At 69.8% G+C, this 14,989-nt stretch carries 19 protein-coding genes; 6 read left to right on the top strand and 13 right to left on the bottom strand.

Annotated features, from left to right (window positions below; all coding sequences use genetic code 11):
* Positions 1-24: 24 nt before the first annotated feature.
* Positions 25-597 (bottom strand): MarR family winged helix-turn-helix transcriptional regulator, encoded by a 573-nt coding sequence (locus BM288_RS06385; RefSeq protein WP_092917032.1) that lies wholly within the window; start codon positions 595-597, stop codon positions 25-27.
* A 37-nt stretch (positions 598-634) separates the two neighbouring features.
* Entirely contained in the window at positions 635-1,147 is a 513-nt protein-coding gene (locus tag BM288_RS06380) for a MarR family winged helix-turn-helix transcriptional regulator (RefSeq protein ID WP_092917030.1), read from the bottom strand.
* A 39-nt stretch (positions 1,148-1,186) separates the two neighbouring features.
* Between BM288_RS06380 and BM288_RS06375 the strand changes: the two genes are divergently transcribed.
* Entirely contained in the window at positions 1,187-2,119 is a 933-nt protein-coding gene (locus BM288_RS06375; protein ID WP_177220281.1) for an EamA family transporter, read from the top strand.
* A 6-nt stretch (positions 2,120-2,125) separates the two neighbouring features.
* Here BM288_RS06375 and BM288_RS06370 read toward each other — a convergent pair whose 3' ends face one another.
* Both BM288_RS06370 and rmuC read right to left on the bottom strand, forming a co-directional pair.
* Entirely contained in the window at positions 2,126-2,794 is a 669-nt protein-coding gene (locus BM288_RS06370) for an NUDIX hydrolase (RefSeq protein ID WP_092917026.1), read from the bottom strand.
* Positions 2,795-2,798: 4 nt separating this feature from the next.
* Complete coding sequence (rmuC, locus tag BM288_RS06365) at positions 2,799-4,271, bottom strand: DNA recombination protein RmuC (RefSeq protein ID WP_092917024.1); 1,473 nt, start codon at positions 4,269-4,271, stop codon at positions 2,799-2,801.
* 58 nt (positions 4,272-4,329) lie between these two features.
* Here rmuC and BM288_RS06360 point away from each other — a divergent pair, with 58 nt between their 5' ends.
* On the top strand, positions 4,330-4,581 hold the full coding sequence (locus tag BM288_RS06360; protein ID WP_092917022.1) for a hypothetical protein: 252 nt from the start codon (positions 4,330-4,332) through the stop codon (positions 4,579-4,581).
* A 9-nt stretch (positions 4,582-4,590) separates the two neighbouring features.
* Positions 4,591-5,325, top strand: coding sequence for an MBL fold metallo-hydrolase (locus BM288_RS06355; protein WP_092917020.1), 735 nt, complete (start codon positions 4,591-4,593; stop codon positions 5,323-5,325).
* A 70-nt stretch (positions 5,326-5,395) separates the two neighbouring features.
* Here the strand turns inward: BM288_RS06355 and BM288_RS06350 are convergent, their stop codons facing one another.
* Positions 5,396-5,617 carry a DUF5302 domain-containing protein gene (locus BM288_RS06350; RefSeq protein WP_092917018.1) on the bottom strand — a complete coding sequence of 74 codons (222 nt, stop codon included), beginning with the start codon at positions 5,615-5,617 and terminating at the stop codon, positions 5,396-5,398.
* A 98-nt stretch (positions 5,618-5,715) separates the two neighbouring features.
* A complete protein-coding gene (locus BM288_RS06345; RefSeq protein WP_318255371.1) occupies positions 5,716-6,849 on the bottom strand; it encodes a DUF998 domain-containing protein in 1,134 nt (377 codons plus the stop codon).
* 78 nt (positions 6,850-6,927) lie between these two features.
* Here BM288_RS06345 and BM288_RS06340 point away from each other — a divergent pair, with 78 nt between their 5' ends.
* Positions 6,928-8,142 (top strand): glutaminase, encoded by a 1,215-nt coding sequence (locus tag BM288_RS06340; RefSeq protein ID WP_092917016.1) that lies wholly within the window; start codon positions 6,928-6,930, stop codon positions 8,140-8,142.
* 12 nt (positions 8,143-8,154) lie between these two features.
* Here the strand turns inward: BM288_RS06340 and BM288_RS06335 are convergent, their stop codons facing one another.
* The 7 genes from BM288_RS06335 to BM288_RS14445 form a co-directional block, all read right to left on the bottom strand.
* A complete protein-coding gene (locus tag BM288_RS06335) occupies positions 8,155-8,487 on the bottom strand; it encodes a cupin domain-containing protein (RefSeq protein WP_092917014.1) in 333 nt (110 codons plus the stop codon).
* 68 nt (positions 8,488-8,555) lie between these two features.
* Positions 8,556-9,683 (bottom strand): class 1b ribonucleoside-diphosphate reductase subunit beta, encoded by a 1,128-nt coding sequence (nrdF, locus tag BM288_RS06330; protein ID WP_092917012.1) that lies wholly within the window; start codon positions 9,681-9,683, stop codon positions 8,556-8,558.
* A gap of 33 nt (positions 9,684-9,716) precedes the next feature.
* Positions 9,717-11,867, bottom strand: coding sequence for a class 1b ribonucleoside-diphosphate reductase subunit alpha (nrdE, locus tag BM288_RS06325; protein WP_177220280.1), 2,151 nt, complete (start codon positions 11,865-11,867; stop codon positions 9,717-9,719).
* Positions 11,855-12,253 carry a class Ib ribonucleoside-diphosphate reductase assembly flavoprotein NrdI gene (gene nrdI / locus BM288_RS06320; protein ID WP_092917778.1) on the bottom strand — a complete coding sequence of 133 codons (399 nt, stop codon included), beginning with the start codon at positions 12,251-12,253 and terminating at the stop codon, positions 11,855-11,857. The genes nrdE and nrdI overlap by 13 nt, the downstream gene beginning before the upstream one ends.
* 32 nt (positions 12,254-12,285) lie before the next feature.
* Positions 12,286-12,513: a glutaredoxin-like protein NrdH gene (gene nrdH / locus BM288_RS06315; protein ID WP_092917010.1), complete on the bottom strand. Its 228-nt coding sequence runs from the start codon at positions 12,511-12,513 to the stop codon at positions 12,286-12,288.
* Positions 12,514-12,917: 404 nt separating this feature from the next.
* Positions 12,918-13,463 (bottom strand): RES family NAD+ phosphorylase, encoded by a 546-nt coding sequence (locus BM288_RS14450; protein ID WP_177220279.1) that lies wholly within the window; start codon positions 13,461-13,463, stop codon positions 12,918-12,920.
* Complete coding sequence (locus BM288_RS14445; protein WP_177220278.1) at positions 13,463-13,828, bottom strand: hypothetical protein; 366 nt, start codon at positions 13,826-13,828, stop codon at positions 13,463-13,465. The genes BM288_RS14450 and BM288_RS14445 overlap by 1 nt, the downstream gene beginning before the upstream one ends.
* Before the next feature lie 98 nt (positions 13,829-13,926).
* Between BM288_RS14445 and BM288_RS06305 the strand changes: the two genes are divergently transcribed.
* Positions 13,927-14,466: a type 1 glutamine amidotransferase domain-containing protein gene (locus tag BM288_RS06305; RefSeq protein ID WP_092917008.1), complete on the top strand. Its 540-nt coding sequence runs from the start codon at positions 13,927-13,929 to the stop codon at positions 14,464-14,466.
* A gap of 28 nt (positions 14,467-14,494) precedes the next feature.
* Positions 14,495-14,983, top strand: a complete 489-nt coding sequence (locus tag BM288_RS06300; protein WP_092917006.1) for a pyridoxamine 5'-phosphate oxidase family protein — start codon at positions 14,495-14,497, stop codon at positions 14,981-14,983.
* Positions 14,984-14,989: the final 6 nt, after the last annotated feature.

Raw genomic sequence — 14,989 nt, 5'->3', positions numbered from 1 at the left:
TGAGCCGCGCGGGACCTCGCGCCGCTAGTGCTGCGCGGCGCCCACGGGCTCGGCTGCGTGATCGAGCACCGGCAGATCGGCCATCGCGGTGAGGAACTTCGTCGCCGCCAGCCGTTCCTCGTGCGACATCGATGCGGCGATCGCGAAGCGGCGCGCGTGATCGCTGCCCACGGTCGCGCTCGCCGTCGTGCGGGTGGTGTCGGTCACGACGATCGAGAGGGCGCGCCGATCGGTGGGATGCGGTTCGCGCCGGATGTGGCCGGCGCGCTCGAGGCGGTCGAGCAGCTTCGTCACCGAGGGGCCGGAGATGCCCAGGTGCGCGGCGATCATGGTCGAGGTGACGACGACGCCCTCGCGGCCGACCGACATGACGTAGCGGATCGCGCGCATGTCGTTCTCGCCCAGCTTCATGAAGCGCCTGCTCGCCTCGCTGTGCGCCGCGGCGGCACGGTGCCAGCGGCGCAGGGCAGCGAACAGGTCGATGACCTCCTCGACCTCGACGTCGCTCATCCCATGCTGCTCGACGAGGCGGGCGGATGCGCCCAGTCGCCTCGGGTCGAGCATCGCCCGGCCGTCGGTGTCCTGCTCGCGCATCATGCTCCGATCTTACCGGACAGGCTCATAGTTGCCCTATCTAAGGAAGCTGATGCGGTGCTGCGGACTCGTAGTGCTGCGCCCAGCCGGCGAGGATGCGCTCGAGCTCGATGCGGTCGCGCTCGGGCAGCGGCTCCAGGATGCGCCGCTCGTTCTCCAGGTGCGCGACGACGGCCTCGTCGACCAGAGCGAGCCCCGCATCCGTCAGTCGCACGATGCGGCCCCGGCCGTCGTGCTCGTCGGGCCTGCGCGTGACGAGCCCCTTCGCCTCGAGTGTGTCGAGCCGCTTGGAGATGGCGCCCTTCGTCACCATCGTGATGCCGACCAGCGATGACGGCGAGAGCGCGAAGGGCGCGCCGATGCGCCGCAGCGTGGCGAGGATGTCGAACTCGCCCTCGGTCAGACCGAACTGCCGGTAGAGCTCGACGAGATCGGCGGTGACGAAGCTCGAGACGCGGCTGAGCCGCCCGAGGATGCCGATGGGGGATGGGTCCAGGTCGGGCCGCTCGGCGCGCCACTGGGCGACGATGGTGGCGACGAGATCGGCATGCATGCTTGCAGTCTAGTTGAAGAGGAAACTAAGATGGTTTCCATGGAAACGAAATTGCGCGCGCCAGCCGTCGTCGGCGCGCCGTCGGAGCCTGGATCGGCCGCTGGCGCACTGCGCTGGATCCTGCTCGGGGCGATCGCGCCCGTCTCGTGGGGCTCGGTCTACTTCGTCACGCTGCACTGGATCCCCGCGGAGGAGCCGCTGACCTCCGCCGCACTGCGCGCGCTGCCGGCCGGACTGCTGCTGCTGGCGGTGCGCCGACAGCTGCCGCGTGGCGCCTGGTGGTGGCGCTCGGCGGTGCTCGGGGTGCTCAACTGCAGTGCCTTCTTCGTGCTGGTCTACGTCGCGGCCAAGCTGCTGCCCACCTCGATCGCCGCGATGCTCATGAGCCTCTCGCCCATCGCGATGATGCTGATCGCGTGGGGGCTGGTCGCCGAGCGGCCGACGGCGCGGCGGCTGCTGGGGGCGATGATGGGCCTGCTGGGCGTCGTGCTGCTGATGGCCGCATCGGTCGGCGCGATCGACGGCTGGGGCGTCGCCGCCTCGGTGACGGGCATGGCGATGTACGCCCTCGGCTCGGTGCTGGCGAAGCGCTGGAGCGGGCAGGTCGACTCGATCGCCTCGTCGTCCTGGCAGCTGACCGCCGGCGGCCTGCTGCTGGTGCCGTTCGCGCTCGCCCTGGAGGGCGTGCCGAGCGCGATGCCGCCGACCGCGGTGCTCGGCTACGCCTACATCGCGGTCATCCCGACGGCGCTCGCCTTCGTGTGCTGGTTCGGCGCGCTGCGGCACCTGACGGCGGGCCAGGTCGGCCTGCTGGGCCTGCTGAACCCGGTGACGGGCGTGCTGCTGGGGGTGCTCCTCGGCGGCGAGCTGCTGACGCCCTGGCAGTGGCTGGGCATCGCGATCGTGCTGGCGGGCATCACGATCGGGCAGACGGCGGCGCGGCGCCGGCGCGCCCTGCTGGCCACCGGCTGATGCCTCTCAGCGGTGCTCGAAGCGCCAGGGCAGTGAGCCGACGTGCAGCCGGTGCCGCGGCCCTTCCTCGGTGTCGGGCGCCCCGTCGTACGCCTCGTCGCCGTCCCACATGGCGAGCCCGCGCTGCGGGTCCTGTCGGGTCATGTAGTGCCGCAGCTCGCGCTGCTCGATGCTCTGCAGCGCCGCGTCGACGGTCGGATGGGCCAGCAGGGTGTCGAGCGTCACCCAGGTGGGCGGGAACAGCCGCAGGTCACCGGCGCCGTGGCGCTTGAGCGCATCCGCCGGCCGGATCCACATGTGGTCGATGACCTCGGAGGGCTGCATGGCGATCTCGCCCTCGCTCGCCTCGGCGATGAAGAACCAGGTGTGGAACTGCACCGCGAGCTCCTGCGGCGGCGACCACTGCGACAGCGGCACCAGCGCCTCGGGCGCGACGATCAGCCCGGTCTCCTCGGCGGTCTCGCGCACGGCCGCGTTGCGCGCGGTGAGCTCCTCGCTGCGCTCGGCGTCGGCCGGGTCCTCCTCGACCCGGTCGAGCGGCTCGACCTTGCCGCCGGGGAAGACCCAGCCGCCAGCGAAGTGGCCGCGGTCGGGTCGCTGCAGCAGCAGCACTTCGATGGCGCCGGCGCCATCGCGCAGCAGCACCAGGGTCGCGGCGGTGCGGATCTCGGTCACGCTGTCACGCTATCGCTGAGTCGCGCTCATTCCGAGTCTCCTCGCCCGCCAGTCCGCGGATCTGTGCGTCTGCGTGGCCCTCAAGGGCGTCCGGGTCGGCGGCGTGGACGTCGGGCTTCTGCGCCGGCACCGCGAGCACCTCGAGCGGCGGGGCGTGCTCGAGCGATGGCTCGAGCCCCTGCAGGCTCGAGAACCGCCGCGCCTGCGTGACGACGTTGCGGTCGAGGGATGCGTTGAAGGCGTTGTACGCCTCCACCGTGCGGTTGAGGCTGCTGCCGAGCTTCGTGAGGTGGCCGCCCATGGTGCCCAGCCGCTTGTGCAGCTCGCGGCCCACCTCGAGCACCTGCATGGCCTCGCCCGCGAGCTGCTCCTGCCGCCAGGTGTAGCCGACGGTGCGCAGCAGCGCCACGAGGGTCGCCGGCGTCGCCAGCACCACGTTGCGCTCGAAGGCGCGCTCGAACAGGCTCGGGTCGCGCTCGAGCGCGGCGTTCAGGAACGGCTCGGCGGGCACGAACATCACGACGAACTCCGGCGTGCCCGGCACCGCCTCCCAGTAGGCCTTCGAGCCGAGCTGGTCGATGTGGTCGCGCAGGTGCCGCGCGTGCGCGTCCAGCCGCTTGTCGCGGGTGGCGTCGTCGCGCGCCTCCATCGCCTCGAGATAGCCGTTGAAGGCCACCTTCGCATCGACGATGATCTGCTTGTCGCCGGCCAGGTGCACGAGCATGTCGGGGCGCAGGGCGCCGTCGTCAGTGGTGTGGTGCGCCTGCTCGCTGAAGTCGACGTGCTCGAGCATGCCCGCCGCCTCCACGACGCGGCGCAGCTGCAGCTCGCCCCACCGTCCGCGCACCTGCGGGGCGCGCAGGGCGTTCACGAGCTGCCGGGTCTCGAGCGTCAGCTGCTCGGAGGAGGAGCGCATCGCCTGCAGCTGCTCGGCGAGCGCCGCGTTCGCCTCGGCGCGCGCCTTCTCGGCCGCCGTCACCTCGCCGCGCACGCCCTCCAGCGTCTTCGACAGCGGTTCGACCAGCTGCTTGACGGCCGCCTCGCGCTTGGCGAGCTCTGCCGCGCCCTCCGTCTGCGAGCGCCGCAGCCGCTCCTCCGCCTGCTCGAGGAACACGGCGGAGTTGCGCTCCAGCGCCGCCGACGAGAGCTTCGCGAACTCATCCGCCCGCCGCTGCGCGTCTGCCTGCAGCTCGGCGATCGCCTCCTTGCCGCGCGCCCGCTCGTCGGCGATGCGGCGCTGGGCATCGGCCCGCACCTCCTCGAGCTGGGCCAGGTGGCGCCGCTCGGCGATGTCGCGCTCGCGCTCCCGCTCGCCCTCGACGACCTCGAGCCGGCTGCGCGCTGCCTGCAGCTCGGCGCGATCGCCCGCCGCCTCGCTTGCGGCGCGGGCCCGGCCGAGGCGCACACCCAGCAGGCAGCCGGCGATGCCTGCGAGCAGCACGGCGGCGAGGGCGGCGACGATGATCAGCGGGTCCATGCCTCCATGGCACCAGAGGCCGGTGACATCCGGCGTCCGACGCGCTTACGATGGCCGCATGGCCCCCATCCCGGCCTCACCGAGGTCGCCGCTGCGCATCATCGGTGCAGCGGTGCTCGCGCTCGCGCTGCTGTGCGTCGTCGCGGCGGTGATCAATGCGGTCGCCCTCCGCGTGCCGGGCTCGGCGCCGCTCGACATCTGGGTGGCGCTGCTGGTGCTCGCCGCCGGGTGCGCCGTGCTGGGCGGAGCGTGCATCGCCTGGGCGATCCGCCGGAGCCGGGGCCGTGGCCGAAGCGGCGGCAGCGCGTAGGGTCGGGGCATGGTCGACATCGAGCGCATCCTCGCGCCCAACCCTGGCCCGATGACCCTCGACGGCACGAACACGTACGTGCTCGGGGGTGGTCAGGTCGTCGTGGACCCGGGCCCGACCGATCCCGAGCACATGGAGCGCCTGGTGGCGCTGGCGCCGCGCCTGATCCTGGTCACGCACCGCCACATCGACCACACCGAGGCCGCTGCCGAGCTCGCGCGCTCGGTCGGCGCCGAGCTGCGCGGCCTCGACCCCGACCAGTGCCTCGGCGGCGAGCCGCTGACCGACGGCGAGTGGATCCCGGTGGACGACGTCGAGCTGCAGATCGTCGCCACACCTGGCCACACCGCCGACTCGGTGTGCATCGTGGTGCCGGGCCGGGCGGTGCTGACCGGCGACACCATCCTCGGGCGCGGCTCGACGGTGATCATGCACCCGGACGGCTCGGTCGGCGCGTTCCTCGCGAGTCTCGACAAGCTCGAGGCGCTCGGCGACCTCGAGGTGCTGCCCGGCCACGGCGAGCCGCGCGCGTCGATCGCCGAGGCGGCGCGCGAGTACCGGGCGCACCGCAAGGAGCGACTCGGCGAGGTGCGCGCGGCGCTGCAGGGGCTGGGCACGACGGCGGCCGATGCCCGGGTCGCCGAGGTCACCGACCGCGTCTACCCGGAGGTCGACGCGTCGATCCGCTTCGCCGCCGAGGCGTCGATGGCCGCGCAGCTGGCCTACCTGGCCGCCACCGACTGAGCGCGCGCACGACAGCGCGACCCGACGTATCCGCCGGGTCGCCGTGATGTCGGCAGGCTGCCGGGGTGGCTCAGCCGCTCTTGCGGCGGTGCACGCGCTTCTGCACGGCGGGACCGGTGTGCGCGCCCTGCACGCCGCCCTTGTCAGCCATGCCCTGGCCGTGGTGGCCCTGCTTCTTCTTCTCGAGGGCCTCGCGGAACTTGCGCCGCTGCGCGTCCTCCGGCGTCTCGCTGCCTTCAGGGGTGTCCGGAGGGGTCTCGACCTCTTCCGGCTCGGCATCGTGACTCGTCATGGCTCTACTGTGCCGTCTCGCGCGACGGATGTCGACCCGGAGGCGCCGGCCGCGGCACCGACCGGATGCACCGAGTCGCGCCGACGCATCCGCTCGACTCATGCCCTCGGCAGCAGCGTCGGCCTGGCAGAGGGGCGGGATGCGTCGGGCACGCAGGCGCTCAGGGTGCGCACGAGCGTGGTCATCCAGACGAAGATGATGCCGACCGCGATCGCCTCGAGCCCCGCGGTGCTGTAGACCTCGCCCGGCCGCCACAGCAGCAGGTTGGCGACCATGGCGACGCCGGCGCCGACGGTGGTGAGCAGCATCGCGCGGGGCGGCCCAGGCATGACGAGCGTGACCACCACCGCCGTCACCGCGAAGAGCCCGAGGGTGCCGAAGGCGGCGATGTCGTGCGCGAGCCTGGCGCCGCTGAGCGAGCCGTCGCCCGGTGGGCCGTCGCGGAGCGGGAACAGGCCGACGCCCGCGAGCGCGAGCCCGGTGACCGCGAACAGGATCACCACCGCGCCGATGCTGCGCAGCCTCGCGTCGCCCAGCCAGCGGTGCAGGTCGCGGCCGATGTAGGAGCCGATGGTCGCCACCAGCAGGCCGGCGACGATGACGGTGCCGTTGAACGCCCAGGCGCCGCTGCCGGCGCCGAGCTCTGAGAAGTGCAGCTCCCACCAGCGCGGGTCGGCCGCGGTGATCATCGCGAACACCGTGCCGATCGTCAGATAGGCGAACAGCAGGGTCGCGAGCTCGCGCGTGCGCAGCTCGACGCCCGCCTGGAAGGCGAGCCAGCCGCCGGCCGAGCTCGCGATCGCCGTCAGCAGCGCGCCGCCGATCGCCGGTGCCTCGAGTCCTCGCAGGCCGAGCGCCAGGATCTCGCCACCGGTGAGCACGGCCATCGCGGTGACGGCGGCGAAGGCGAGCGTGAGGGCGACGGTCGAGACGTGCGAGACGGTGCGCTGCCACGGCGGCATCGGCGCCGTCTCGTCGCGTCGGTGCAGCAGCGTGCTGAGCACGAAGGCGGTGGCGGCGACGAGCGCGGCGATGCCGGCGGCAGGTACCATGACCGTCGGCTGGCTCAGATCGCCGGCGATCGGGCGCGGCCCGCCCGCGAGCGCCACCAGCCCGAAGATCAGGCCGACGGCGAAGGACGCCCAGGCAGCGACGATCGCGTGCGACTCGCGCCGCCTGGCGTCGTGGCCCGGCCCTGTCGGTGCCGGGCGAGCCCGCTTGCCTGCCTCCACGCATCCGATCGAACCATGCACGGCCGACGGAGTGCTGACCGCCACGGTCGCTCAGCGCACCTGGCATACGCTCGGGCCATGCGCTCACCGGTCACGGAATATCTCGATGCGGTGCGCGAGTCGTGCATCGCCGATGGCGACGACGGCGAGGTCGCCAGCTACATCCCCGAGCTCGCCGAGGCCGATCCCGACCTGTTCGGCCTCGCGATGTGCACGATCGACGGCACCGTGTACGCCTCGGGCGACGCCGAGCACCGGTTCACGATCCAGTCGCTCTCGAAGCCGTTCGCCTATGCGCTCGCGCTCGCCGATCGCGGGCGCGACGAGGTGCTGCGCTTCGTGGGCGTCGAGCCATCGGGCGACCCGTTCAACGAGATCTCGCTCGAGGACAATGGCCGGCCGCGCAACCCGATGATCAACATCGGCGCCATCACGACGCACGCGCTCGTCGGGCCGGAGGGCGCGACCGCCGAGGAGAGCACCGAGCGCGTGCGCGCGGGGCTCTCGGCCTTCGCCGGGCGGCAGCTCGAGGTCGACGAGGCCGTGTGCGCGTCCGAGCGCGAGACCGCCGACCGCAACATGGCGCTCGCCTACCTCGTGCGAGCGCGCGGCAAGCTGCAGGACGAGCCGCACGACGCCGTCGACGGCTACACGCGGCAGTGCTCGCTGCTGGTCGACGTGCGCGATCTGGCCGTGATGGCGATGACGCTGGCCTCGGGCGGCCGCAACCCCGTGACCGGCGAGCAGGTCGTCTCGGCTCGCGTCTGCACGCAGGTGCTGAGCGTGATGGCCACCTGCGGCATGTACGACGCCGCGGGCGACTGGATGACGAGCGTCGGCATCCCGGCGAAGAGCGGCGTCTCGGGAGGGCTGCTGGGGTCGCTGCCCGGGCAGGTCGGCATCGGCGCGTTCTCGCCCAGGCTCGACGGGTTCGGCAACAGCGTGCGCGGCGTGCGCGCGTGCGAGCGGCTGTCGGAGGACATGGGGCTGCACCTCATGCAAGCGCCCGAGGTCGCGGCGCACGTGCTCTACGGCGTGGTCGAGCCCGACGATGACGCCGACCGGATGCGCGAGGTCAAGCTGCAGGGCGTCATGCACTTCGCGGCGGCGGAGGCTGCGCTCCGAGAGCTGGCGGAGGTGCCGGAGGACGGGGCACCCCTGGTTGTCGACCTCTCCCGGGTCAGTTCCGCGAACGGCGTGGGCCGGCGGATGCTGCGCGAGGGCGTGCGGCGGCTGCGGCAGGACGGCCACGAGGTGCGCGTGGAGGACCCGGACGGCATCCTCGAGGACTGAGGGCGCCGCGCGTCAGCGGAGCTTCGCGACGGTGAGCAGGATCGCGGCGTCCTCTTCGGCGACGAGGTCGTGCCGGGCGTCGGGCACGATCAGCAGGTCGCCCTGGCGCGCCTGCCACGACGCGTCGGCCGTCGAGAGCCGCACCCGTCCGCGCAGCACGTAGATGGTGGCCTCGCCGGGGTTCTCGTGCTCGTTCAGCACGGTGCCCTCGGTCATGCCGATGACGGTCTGCCGCAGCACCTTCTCGTGGCCGCCGACGACGGTGTCGGCTGCGCGGCCGCTGCTCGCACGGGACGCGGCGCCCAGCTGCTGGCGAGCGAGGGCCTCGATCGAGATCTTCTGCATGCCGCCAGGCTAACGACGAAGCGGCCGACCACCCACAGGGGTGACCGGCCGCATCCGTCTGTCTGGGTTCAGAAGTCCCAGTCCTCGTCTTCGGTGGACTCGGCCTTGCCGATGACGTAGGAGGAGCCCGAGCCCGAGAAGAAGTCGTGGTTCTCGTCGGCGTTCGGCGACAGCGACGACAGGATCGCCGGGCTGACGTCGGTGACCGTGGTCGGGAACAGCGGCTCGAAGCCGAGGTTCATGAGCGCCTTGTTCGCGTTGTAGTGGAGGAACTTCTTCACGTCCTCCGTCAGGCCCACCGGGTCGTAGAGCTCGGCCGTGTACTTCGACTCGTTCTCGTAGAGCTCGTAGAGCAACGAGTACGTGTAGTCCTTGATCTCGGCCTGCTTCTCAGCAGTGAGCTTCTCGTAGCCCTTCTGGAACTTGTAGCCGATGTAGTACCCGTGCACGGCCTCGTCGCGGATGATGAGGCGGATCAGGTCGGCCGTGTTCGTGAGCTTCGCGCGGCTCGACCAGTACATCGGCAGGTAGAAGCCCGAGTAGAACATGAACGACTCGAGCAGCGTCGAGGCGACCTTGCGCTTCAGCGGGTCGTCGCCCTCGTAGTAGCCGATGATGATCTCAGCCTTGCGCTGCAGGTAGACGTTCTCCTGCGACCAGCGGAACGCCTCGTCGATCTCCTTCGTCGACGCGAGCGTCGAGAAGATCGAGGAGTACGACTTCGCATGCACCGACTCCATGAACGCGATGTTCGTGTAGACGGCCTCCTCGTGCGGCGTGATCGCGTCGGGAATGAGCGAGACCGCGCCGACTGTGCCCTGGATGGTGTCGAGCAGCGTCAGCCCGGTGAAGACGCGCATCGTGAGCAGCTTCTCGGCCTCGGTGAGTGTGCCCCACGACTGCACGTCGTTCGACAGCGGCACCTTCTCGGGCAGCCAGAAGTTGTTCACGAGGCGGTTCCAGACCTCGAGGTCCTTGTCGTCCTCGATGCGGTTCCAGTTGATCGCCTGCACCAGGTGGTTGTGCTTGTGCTGGCGCTGCTGGGCCTCGGTCTGCGGCGCGCCCTCGCTGAACGCCTCCGCAGCCTCGGCCTGGTCGGCCTCGACGGCCTCGCGCGCCTGCGCCGGGTCGACGGCCGATGCGTCGGCGAGCTCGTCGAACGCGGCGTCGGCCGCCTGGGTGTCTCGGGTGTCCATGTCCCTATCCTTCATTGCCCAAAAGTGAGGAAATCACAACATGCATGAAACGCATCCGTCCACTTCTGTTCCCTCGAGCGCCAGCTGGCGGAGTCGCACGTAGTAGATCGTCTTGATGCCCTTGCGCCATGCCGAGATCTGAGCCTTGTTGATGTCGCGCGTGGTGGCGGTGTCCTTGAAGAACAGCGTCAGCGACAGGCCCTGGTCGACGTGCTGCGTGGCCGCGGCGTAGGTGTCGATGATCTTGTCGGGGCCGATCTCGTACGCGTCCTGGAAGTACTCCAGGTTGTCGTTCGTCATGAACGGCGCCGGGTAGTAGACGCGGCCGAGCTTGCCCTCCTTGCGGATCTCGATCTTCGACGCGATCGGGTGGATCGACGACGTCGAGTTGTTGATGTACGAGATCGAGCCGGTCGGCGGCACCGCCTGCAGGTTCTGGTTGTAGATGCCGTGCTCCTGCACGAGCGCCTTCAGTTCGCGCCAGTCGTCCTGCGTCGGGATGGCGACCTCAGCGGTGTCGAACAGCTCCTGGATGCGGGCGGTCGCCGGCTTCCACTCCTGCTCGGTGTACTTGTCGAAGAACTCACCCGACGCGTACTTCGAGCGCTCGAAGCCGTCGAACGTCTCGCCCTTCTCCTGCGCGAGCAGGTTCGACGCGCGCAGCGCGTGGAACAGCACCGTGTAGAAGTAGATGTTGGTGAAGTCGAGACCCTCTTCCGAGCCGTAGTGGATGCGCTCGCGGCCGAGGTAGCCGTGCAGGTTCATCTGGCCGAGGCCGATGGCGTGGCTCATCGAGTTGCCGCGTGCGATCGACGGCACCGAGCCGATGTTCGACTGGTCGGAGACCGCGGTGAGCGTGCGGATCGCCGTCTCGACGGTCTTGCCGAAGTCGGGCGAATCCATCGACAGCGCGATGTTCATCGAGCCGAGGTTGCAGGAGATGTCCTTGCCGATCGACTCGTAGTCGAGGTTGTCGTCGTAGGTCGACGGCGTGTTGACCTGCAGGATCTCGCTGCACAGGTTCGACATGTTGATGCGGCCGTCGATCGGGTTGGCCCGGTTGACGGTGTCCTCGAACATGACGTACGGGTAGCCCGACTCGAACTGGATCTCGGCGAGCGTCTGGAAGAACTCTCGCGCGTTGATCTTCGTCTTGCTGATGCGCGAGTCGTCGACCATCTCGTGGTACTTCTCGGTGACCGAGATGTCGCTGAAGGGCACGCCGTAGACGCGCTCGACGTCGTAGGGCGAGAAGAGGTACATGTCCTCGCCCTTCTTCGCGAGCTCGAACGTGATGTCGGGCACGACGACGCCCAGCGAGAGGGTCTTGATGCGGATCTTCTCGTCGGCGTTCTCACGCTTGGTGTCGAGGAACCGCATGATGTCGGGGTGGTGCGCCTGCAGGTACACCGCGCCCGCGCCCTGACGGGCACCCAGCTGGTTCGCGTACGAGAAGCTGTCTTCGAACAGCTTCATCACGGGGATGACGCCGGAGGACTGGTTCTGGATCTGCTTGATCGGGGCGCCGTACTCACGGATGTTGGTGAGGTTGAACGCCACGCCGCCGCCGCGCTTCGAGAGCTGCAGCGCCGAGTTGATCGAGCGGCCGATCGACTCCATGTTGTCCTCGATGCGCAGCAGGAAGCACGAGACGAGCTCGCCGCGCTGCTTCTTGCCCGCGTTGAGGAAGGTCGGGGTGGCCGGCTGGAAGCGGCCGTTGACGACCTCGTCGACGATCTGCTCGGCGAGCGTCTCGGAGCCTTCCGCGAGCGCGAGTGCCACGTTCACGACGCGGTCCTCGTAGCGCTCCAAGTAGCGCTTCCCGTCGAAGGTCTTGAGCGTGTACGACGTGTAGTACTTGAGCGCGCCCAGGAAGGTCGGGAAGCGGAACTTGTAGCCGTAGGCCCGCTTCATGAGCGACTTGATGAACTCGAAGGAGTACTGGTCGAGCACTTCCTTCTCGTAGTAGTCGTTCTCGACCAGGTAGTCGAGCTTCTCCTTCAGCGAGTGGAAGAAGACCGTGTTCTGGTTGACGTGCTGCAGGAAGTACTGGTTCGCCGCCTCACGGTCCTTGTCGAACTGGATCTTCCCATCCGGTCCGTAGAGGTTGAGCATCGCGTTCAGCGAGTGGTAATCCATCGCTGTCGTCTTGCCCGTCGTCATCTCGGGCGTCACCGTTGCCATAGTGCATCCAATCCTTCTTGGACGACGCGGACGTCGTCAGCAGTTCCGAACAGTTCGAAGCGGTAGAGGTGCGGCACTCCGCACTTGCGGGCGATGATGTCGCCGGCAAGCCCGTAGCCCGCGCCGAAGTTGGTGTTGCCGGCCGCGATCACGCCCCGCAGGTGCTTGCGGTTCTCCTCGTCGTTGAGGAACCGGATGACCTGCTTGGGAACGGCGCCCTTGCCGTTCCCGCTGCCGTACGTCGGCACGATGAGCACGTAGGGCTCTCGCTGCTCGAGCGGCGGCTCAGAGGCATACAGGGGGATGCGCGAGGCGGGCCGCCCGAGCTTCTCCACGAAGCGGGCGGTGTTGCCCGAGACGCTCGAGAAGTAGACGATGTCGGCCACCTCAGCCCCCAGCACAGCCGTGGGCACGGCGATCAGGCCGCGTGGATCGCCTTGATGCGGTCGGGCTGGAAGCCAGACCAGTGGTCCGCGTCGGCGATCACGACGGGGGCCTGCATGTAGCCGAGGTCCTTGACGGTCTGCAGTGCCTTGTCGTCGGCGGTGACGTCGAAGATCTCGTACTCGATGCCCTGCGCGTCGAGCGCGCGGGTGGTCATCGTGCACTGCACGCAGGCTGGCTTTGAGTAGACGGTGACGGTCATGTCGGCCTTCCTTGAAGGTGTGGTGGTCGGTGCTGGGAGCTGTGCGGCCGAGGCCGGGCTCCCACTATATGTGGGGTCTCGCGTCGATCAAGGACACAAGATGGTGTGTTTCTCCACACTTGATTCAACAACCTGTCCACAGCTGTGATTCCCGCCGCGGAACGACGCGGAAGTGCCTGTGGAGAGCGCTTGCTGACAGCTGTGCAGTGCGCCCGGAAAGAGTTCTGCGACACGCCGGGCGGGAGTTACAACGGTGTGGTTCGCGGTCTTCATCGGGCTCCTCCGTGGGCTGTGATGACCACTCTGCACCCGGCCACCCACACCCCGCTGCGAGGCGAGACCGAGCAGCGGCTCGCGCAATGGCGGGCTTCAGGCGATGCCGGGATCGCCCCGCAGCGGCGGCGCTACCGCGCGATGTGCCGGACGATGCGCTCGGCAGCCGCCACGACCGCTGGGTGCTCGGTCGAGAGACGCTCGGCGCTCAGGAAGGTGACGCCGCGCTCGGCGGGGTCGAAGACCACCAGATTCGTGAGCCCAGGGTGGTAGAGCGAGGGCCAGCGGATGCCGGCGAACCCGGCATCGTGCACGCGGGCGGCGATCTGCTGGGTGCGCCGGGGATCGCGGATGCCGACGTCGGCCACGCGCAGCTGGAACCGGCTGAGCATGGCGGGGTCGTCGAAGTCCGCGAGCTCCAGATCATCGGGGACCTCGAACTCTCCGAGCCTGCGGGGGCTCGGAAGGTCGTCGAACAGCGCCGGACGCCAGACCGCCATGCCGCCGTAGATCTCGCTCACCGCACCTCTGGCCGACAGCGAGAAGTAGCCGGCGGCGTAGCGATCCGGGTTGTCCCAACGGCCGGAGCCCTGCAGCGAACGCGCGACGAAGAGCGGATGGCCGGGCTCGCCGGCCGCCGCACCGCCGTCGAAGGGGAAGATGCGGAAGGCGCGCATCAGGCGTAGACGCCGGCCAGCTCGCCCTCGAGCGCGGCGAGGACGTCGGAGGCGCGTCCGGCGCGCAGGCACTCCTTGGGGCTCGCGCCCGCGAGGAACGCGTTGCTCCCGTCGAGCCAGTCTTGGAAGACCTCGGCCGGCCAGACGCGCACGAACTTCGTCGCGACCAGCGCGACGTCGTCGACCAGGCGCTGCGTGGCGGCGCTGGGCCGGCCTTGGTGCTTGAGCCACCGGGTCGGCTGCGACCGGTGGACGCCCGCCAGCAGCGCGAACGCTGCCGGTGAGCCGAGGCTGGCGACCGCGATGCGGAGGCGTGCGTCCTCGCTCTCGCGCACCGCGGCGTCGAGATCGAGCTGCATCGTCATGCAGCCAGGATACCGCGCGCAACAAATACGTTGCAAGAGCGATGATCAGGTGCAGCGAGTACCGTCGCCGGCGAACCCACAAGCAGAGGAGGTCAGCCATGACTGACATCACCGGCAAGAAGGTCGCGTTCGTGCTCACGGACGGCTACGAGGACTCCGAGCTCACCAGCCCCTGGGAGGCGGTGCAAGGCGCCGGCGGCAAGCCCGCGCTCATCTCGCCGAAGGACGGTTCGGTGGAGGGCAAGAAGGGCCACACGCAGACCGTGGACGCCGCGCCCGCGGACGTCGACGCATCCGCCTTCGACGCACTCGTGCTGCCCGGCGGCGTGGTGAACGCCGATCACCTGCGGATGGATGCGGATGCGGTGGCGCTCGTGCGCGGGTTCGTCGAGGCGGGCAAGCCGATCGGTGTGATCTGCCACGGCGCGTGGATCCTGATCGAGGCCGGCGCCGTCGAGGGGCGCACGATCACCAGCTACCCGAGCCTGAAGACGGATCTCGTCAATGCGGGCGCGAACTGGGTCGATCAGGAGGTCGCGACCGACAACGGGCTGGTCTCCAGCCGCACCCCCGACGACCTGCCGGCGTTCAACGCGAAGATCGTGGAGGAGTTCGCCGAGGGCGTCCACGGCGGCTGACGTCGGTGGCCGGCGCTAGCCTCGCCGCATGCGCGAGACCGATGCCGAGCTTGAGCACCTGCAGCGCCTGATCGACGCGTCCCACGCGGGCGGCACCAGCCACCTGCGCGAGATCATCAGCGGCGATCACGTGATGGATGCGCGTGCCGTGGTGGCGGCACTCGATGGCATGCGGGTGCTGAGCCTCGCCACCGTGACCGCTGCGGGTGAGCCCCGGGTGAGCGCCGTCGACGGGCACTTCCTGCACGGGGCGTGGACCTTCGGCACCGACGGCAGGGCCGCGAAGGCGCGCCACATCGCGGCGCGGTCGGCGGTGAGCGCCGCCCACGTCGACGGCGAGCGCATCGGCGTCTTCTGCCACGGGCGGGCGGTGCGGCTGACGCAGGATTCCGCCACGTGGGACGAGACGATCGCACACTGGAGCAGCCACTACGGGTCGGATCCGACGAGCTGGGGCGACGATGTGCGGATGTACCGGATCGAACCGCACTGGCTCGTCGGCTACCGCGGGGCTTGAGGCGAC

Origin of the sequence: Agrococcus baldri (genome assembly GCA_900114805.1) — a bacterium.
Classification (GTDB): Bacteria; Actinomycetota; Actinomycetes; order Actinomycetales; family Microbacteriaceae; genus Agrococcus; species Agrococcus baldri.
The sequence above is the reverse complement of the archived record's forward strand: the minus strand, read 5'-3'. Positions and strand labels throughout refer to the sequence as shown.

Coding starts and splice junctions, on each gene's coding strand:
- BM288_RS06385 (WP_092917032.1), bottom strand. CDS start 597: ATGATGCGCGAGCAGGACACCGACGGCCGGGCGATGCTCGACCCGAGG.
- BM288_RS06380 (WP_092917030.1), bottom strand. CDS start 1,147: ATGCATGCCGATCTCGTCGCCACCATCGTCGCCCAGTGGCGCGCCGAG.
- BM288_RS06375 (WP_177220281.1), top strand. CDS start 1,187: ATGGAAACGAAATTGCGCGCGCCAGCCGTCGTCGGCGCGCCGTCGGAG.
- rmuC (WP_092917024.1), bottom strand. CDS start 4,271: ATGGACCCGCTGATCATCGTCGCCGCCCTCGCCGCCGTGCTGCTCGCA.
- BM288_RS06360 (WP_092917022.1), top strand. CDS start 4,330: ATGGCCCCCATCCCGGCCTCACCGAGGTCGCCGCTGCGCATCATCGGT.
- BM288_RS06355 (WP_092917020.1), top strand. CDS start 4,591: ATGGTCGACATCGAGCGCATCCTCGCGCCCAACCCTGGCCCGATGACC.
- BM288_RS06350 (WP_092917018.1), bottom strand. CDS start 5,617: ATGACGAGTCACGATGCCGAGCCGGAAGAGGTCGAGACCCCTCCGGAC.
- BM288_RS06340 (WP_092917016.1), top strand. CDS start 6,928: ATGCGCTCACCGGTCACGGAATATCTCGATGCGGTGCGCGAGTCGTGC.
- BM288_RS06335 (WP_092917014.1), bottom strand. CDS start 8,487: ATGCAGAAGATCTCGATCGAGGCCCTCGCTCGCCAGCAGCTGGGCGCC.
- nrdF (WP_092917012.1), bottom strand. CDS start 9,683: ATGGACACCCGAGACACCCAGGCGGCCGACGCCGCGTTCGACGAGCTC.
- nrdE (WP_177220280.1), bottom strand. CDS start 11,867: ATGGCAACGGTGACGCCCGAGATGACGACGGGCAAGACGACAGCGATG.
- nrdH (WP_092917010.1), bottom strand. CDS start 12,513: ATGACCGTCACCGTCTACTCAAAGCCAGCCTGCGTGCAGTGCACGATG.
- BM288_RS14450 (WP_177220279.1), bottom strand. CDS start 13,463: ATGCGCGCCTTCCGCATCTTCCCCTTCGACGGCGGTGCGGCGGCCGGC.
- BM288_RS14445 (WP_177220278.1), bottom strand. CDS start 13,828: ATGACGATGCAGCTCGATCTCGACGCCGCGGTGCGCGAGAGCGAGGAC.
- BM288_RS06305 (WP_092917008.1), top strand. CDS start 13,927: ATGACTGACATCACCGGCAAGAAGGTCGCGTTCGTGCTCACGGACGGC.
- BM288_RS06300 (WP_092917006.1), top strand. CDS start 14,495: ATGCGCGAGACCGATGCCGAGCTTGAGCACCTGCAGCGCCTGATCGAC.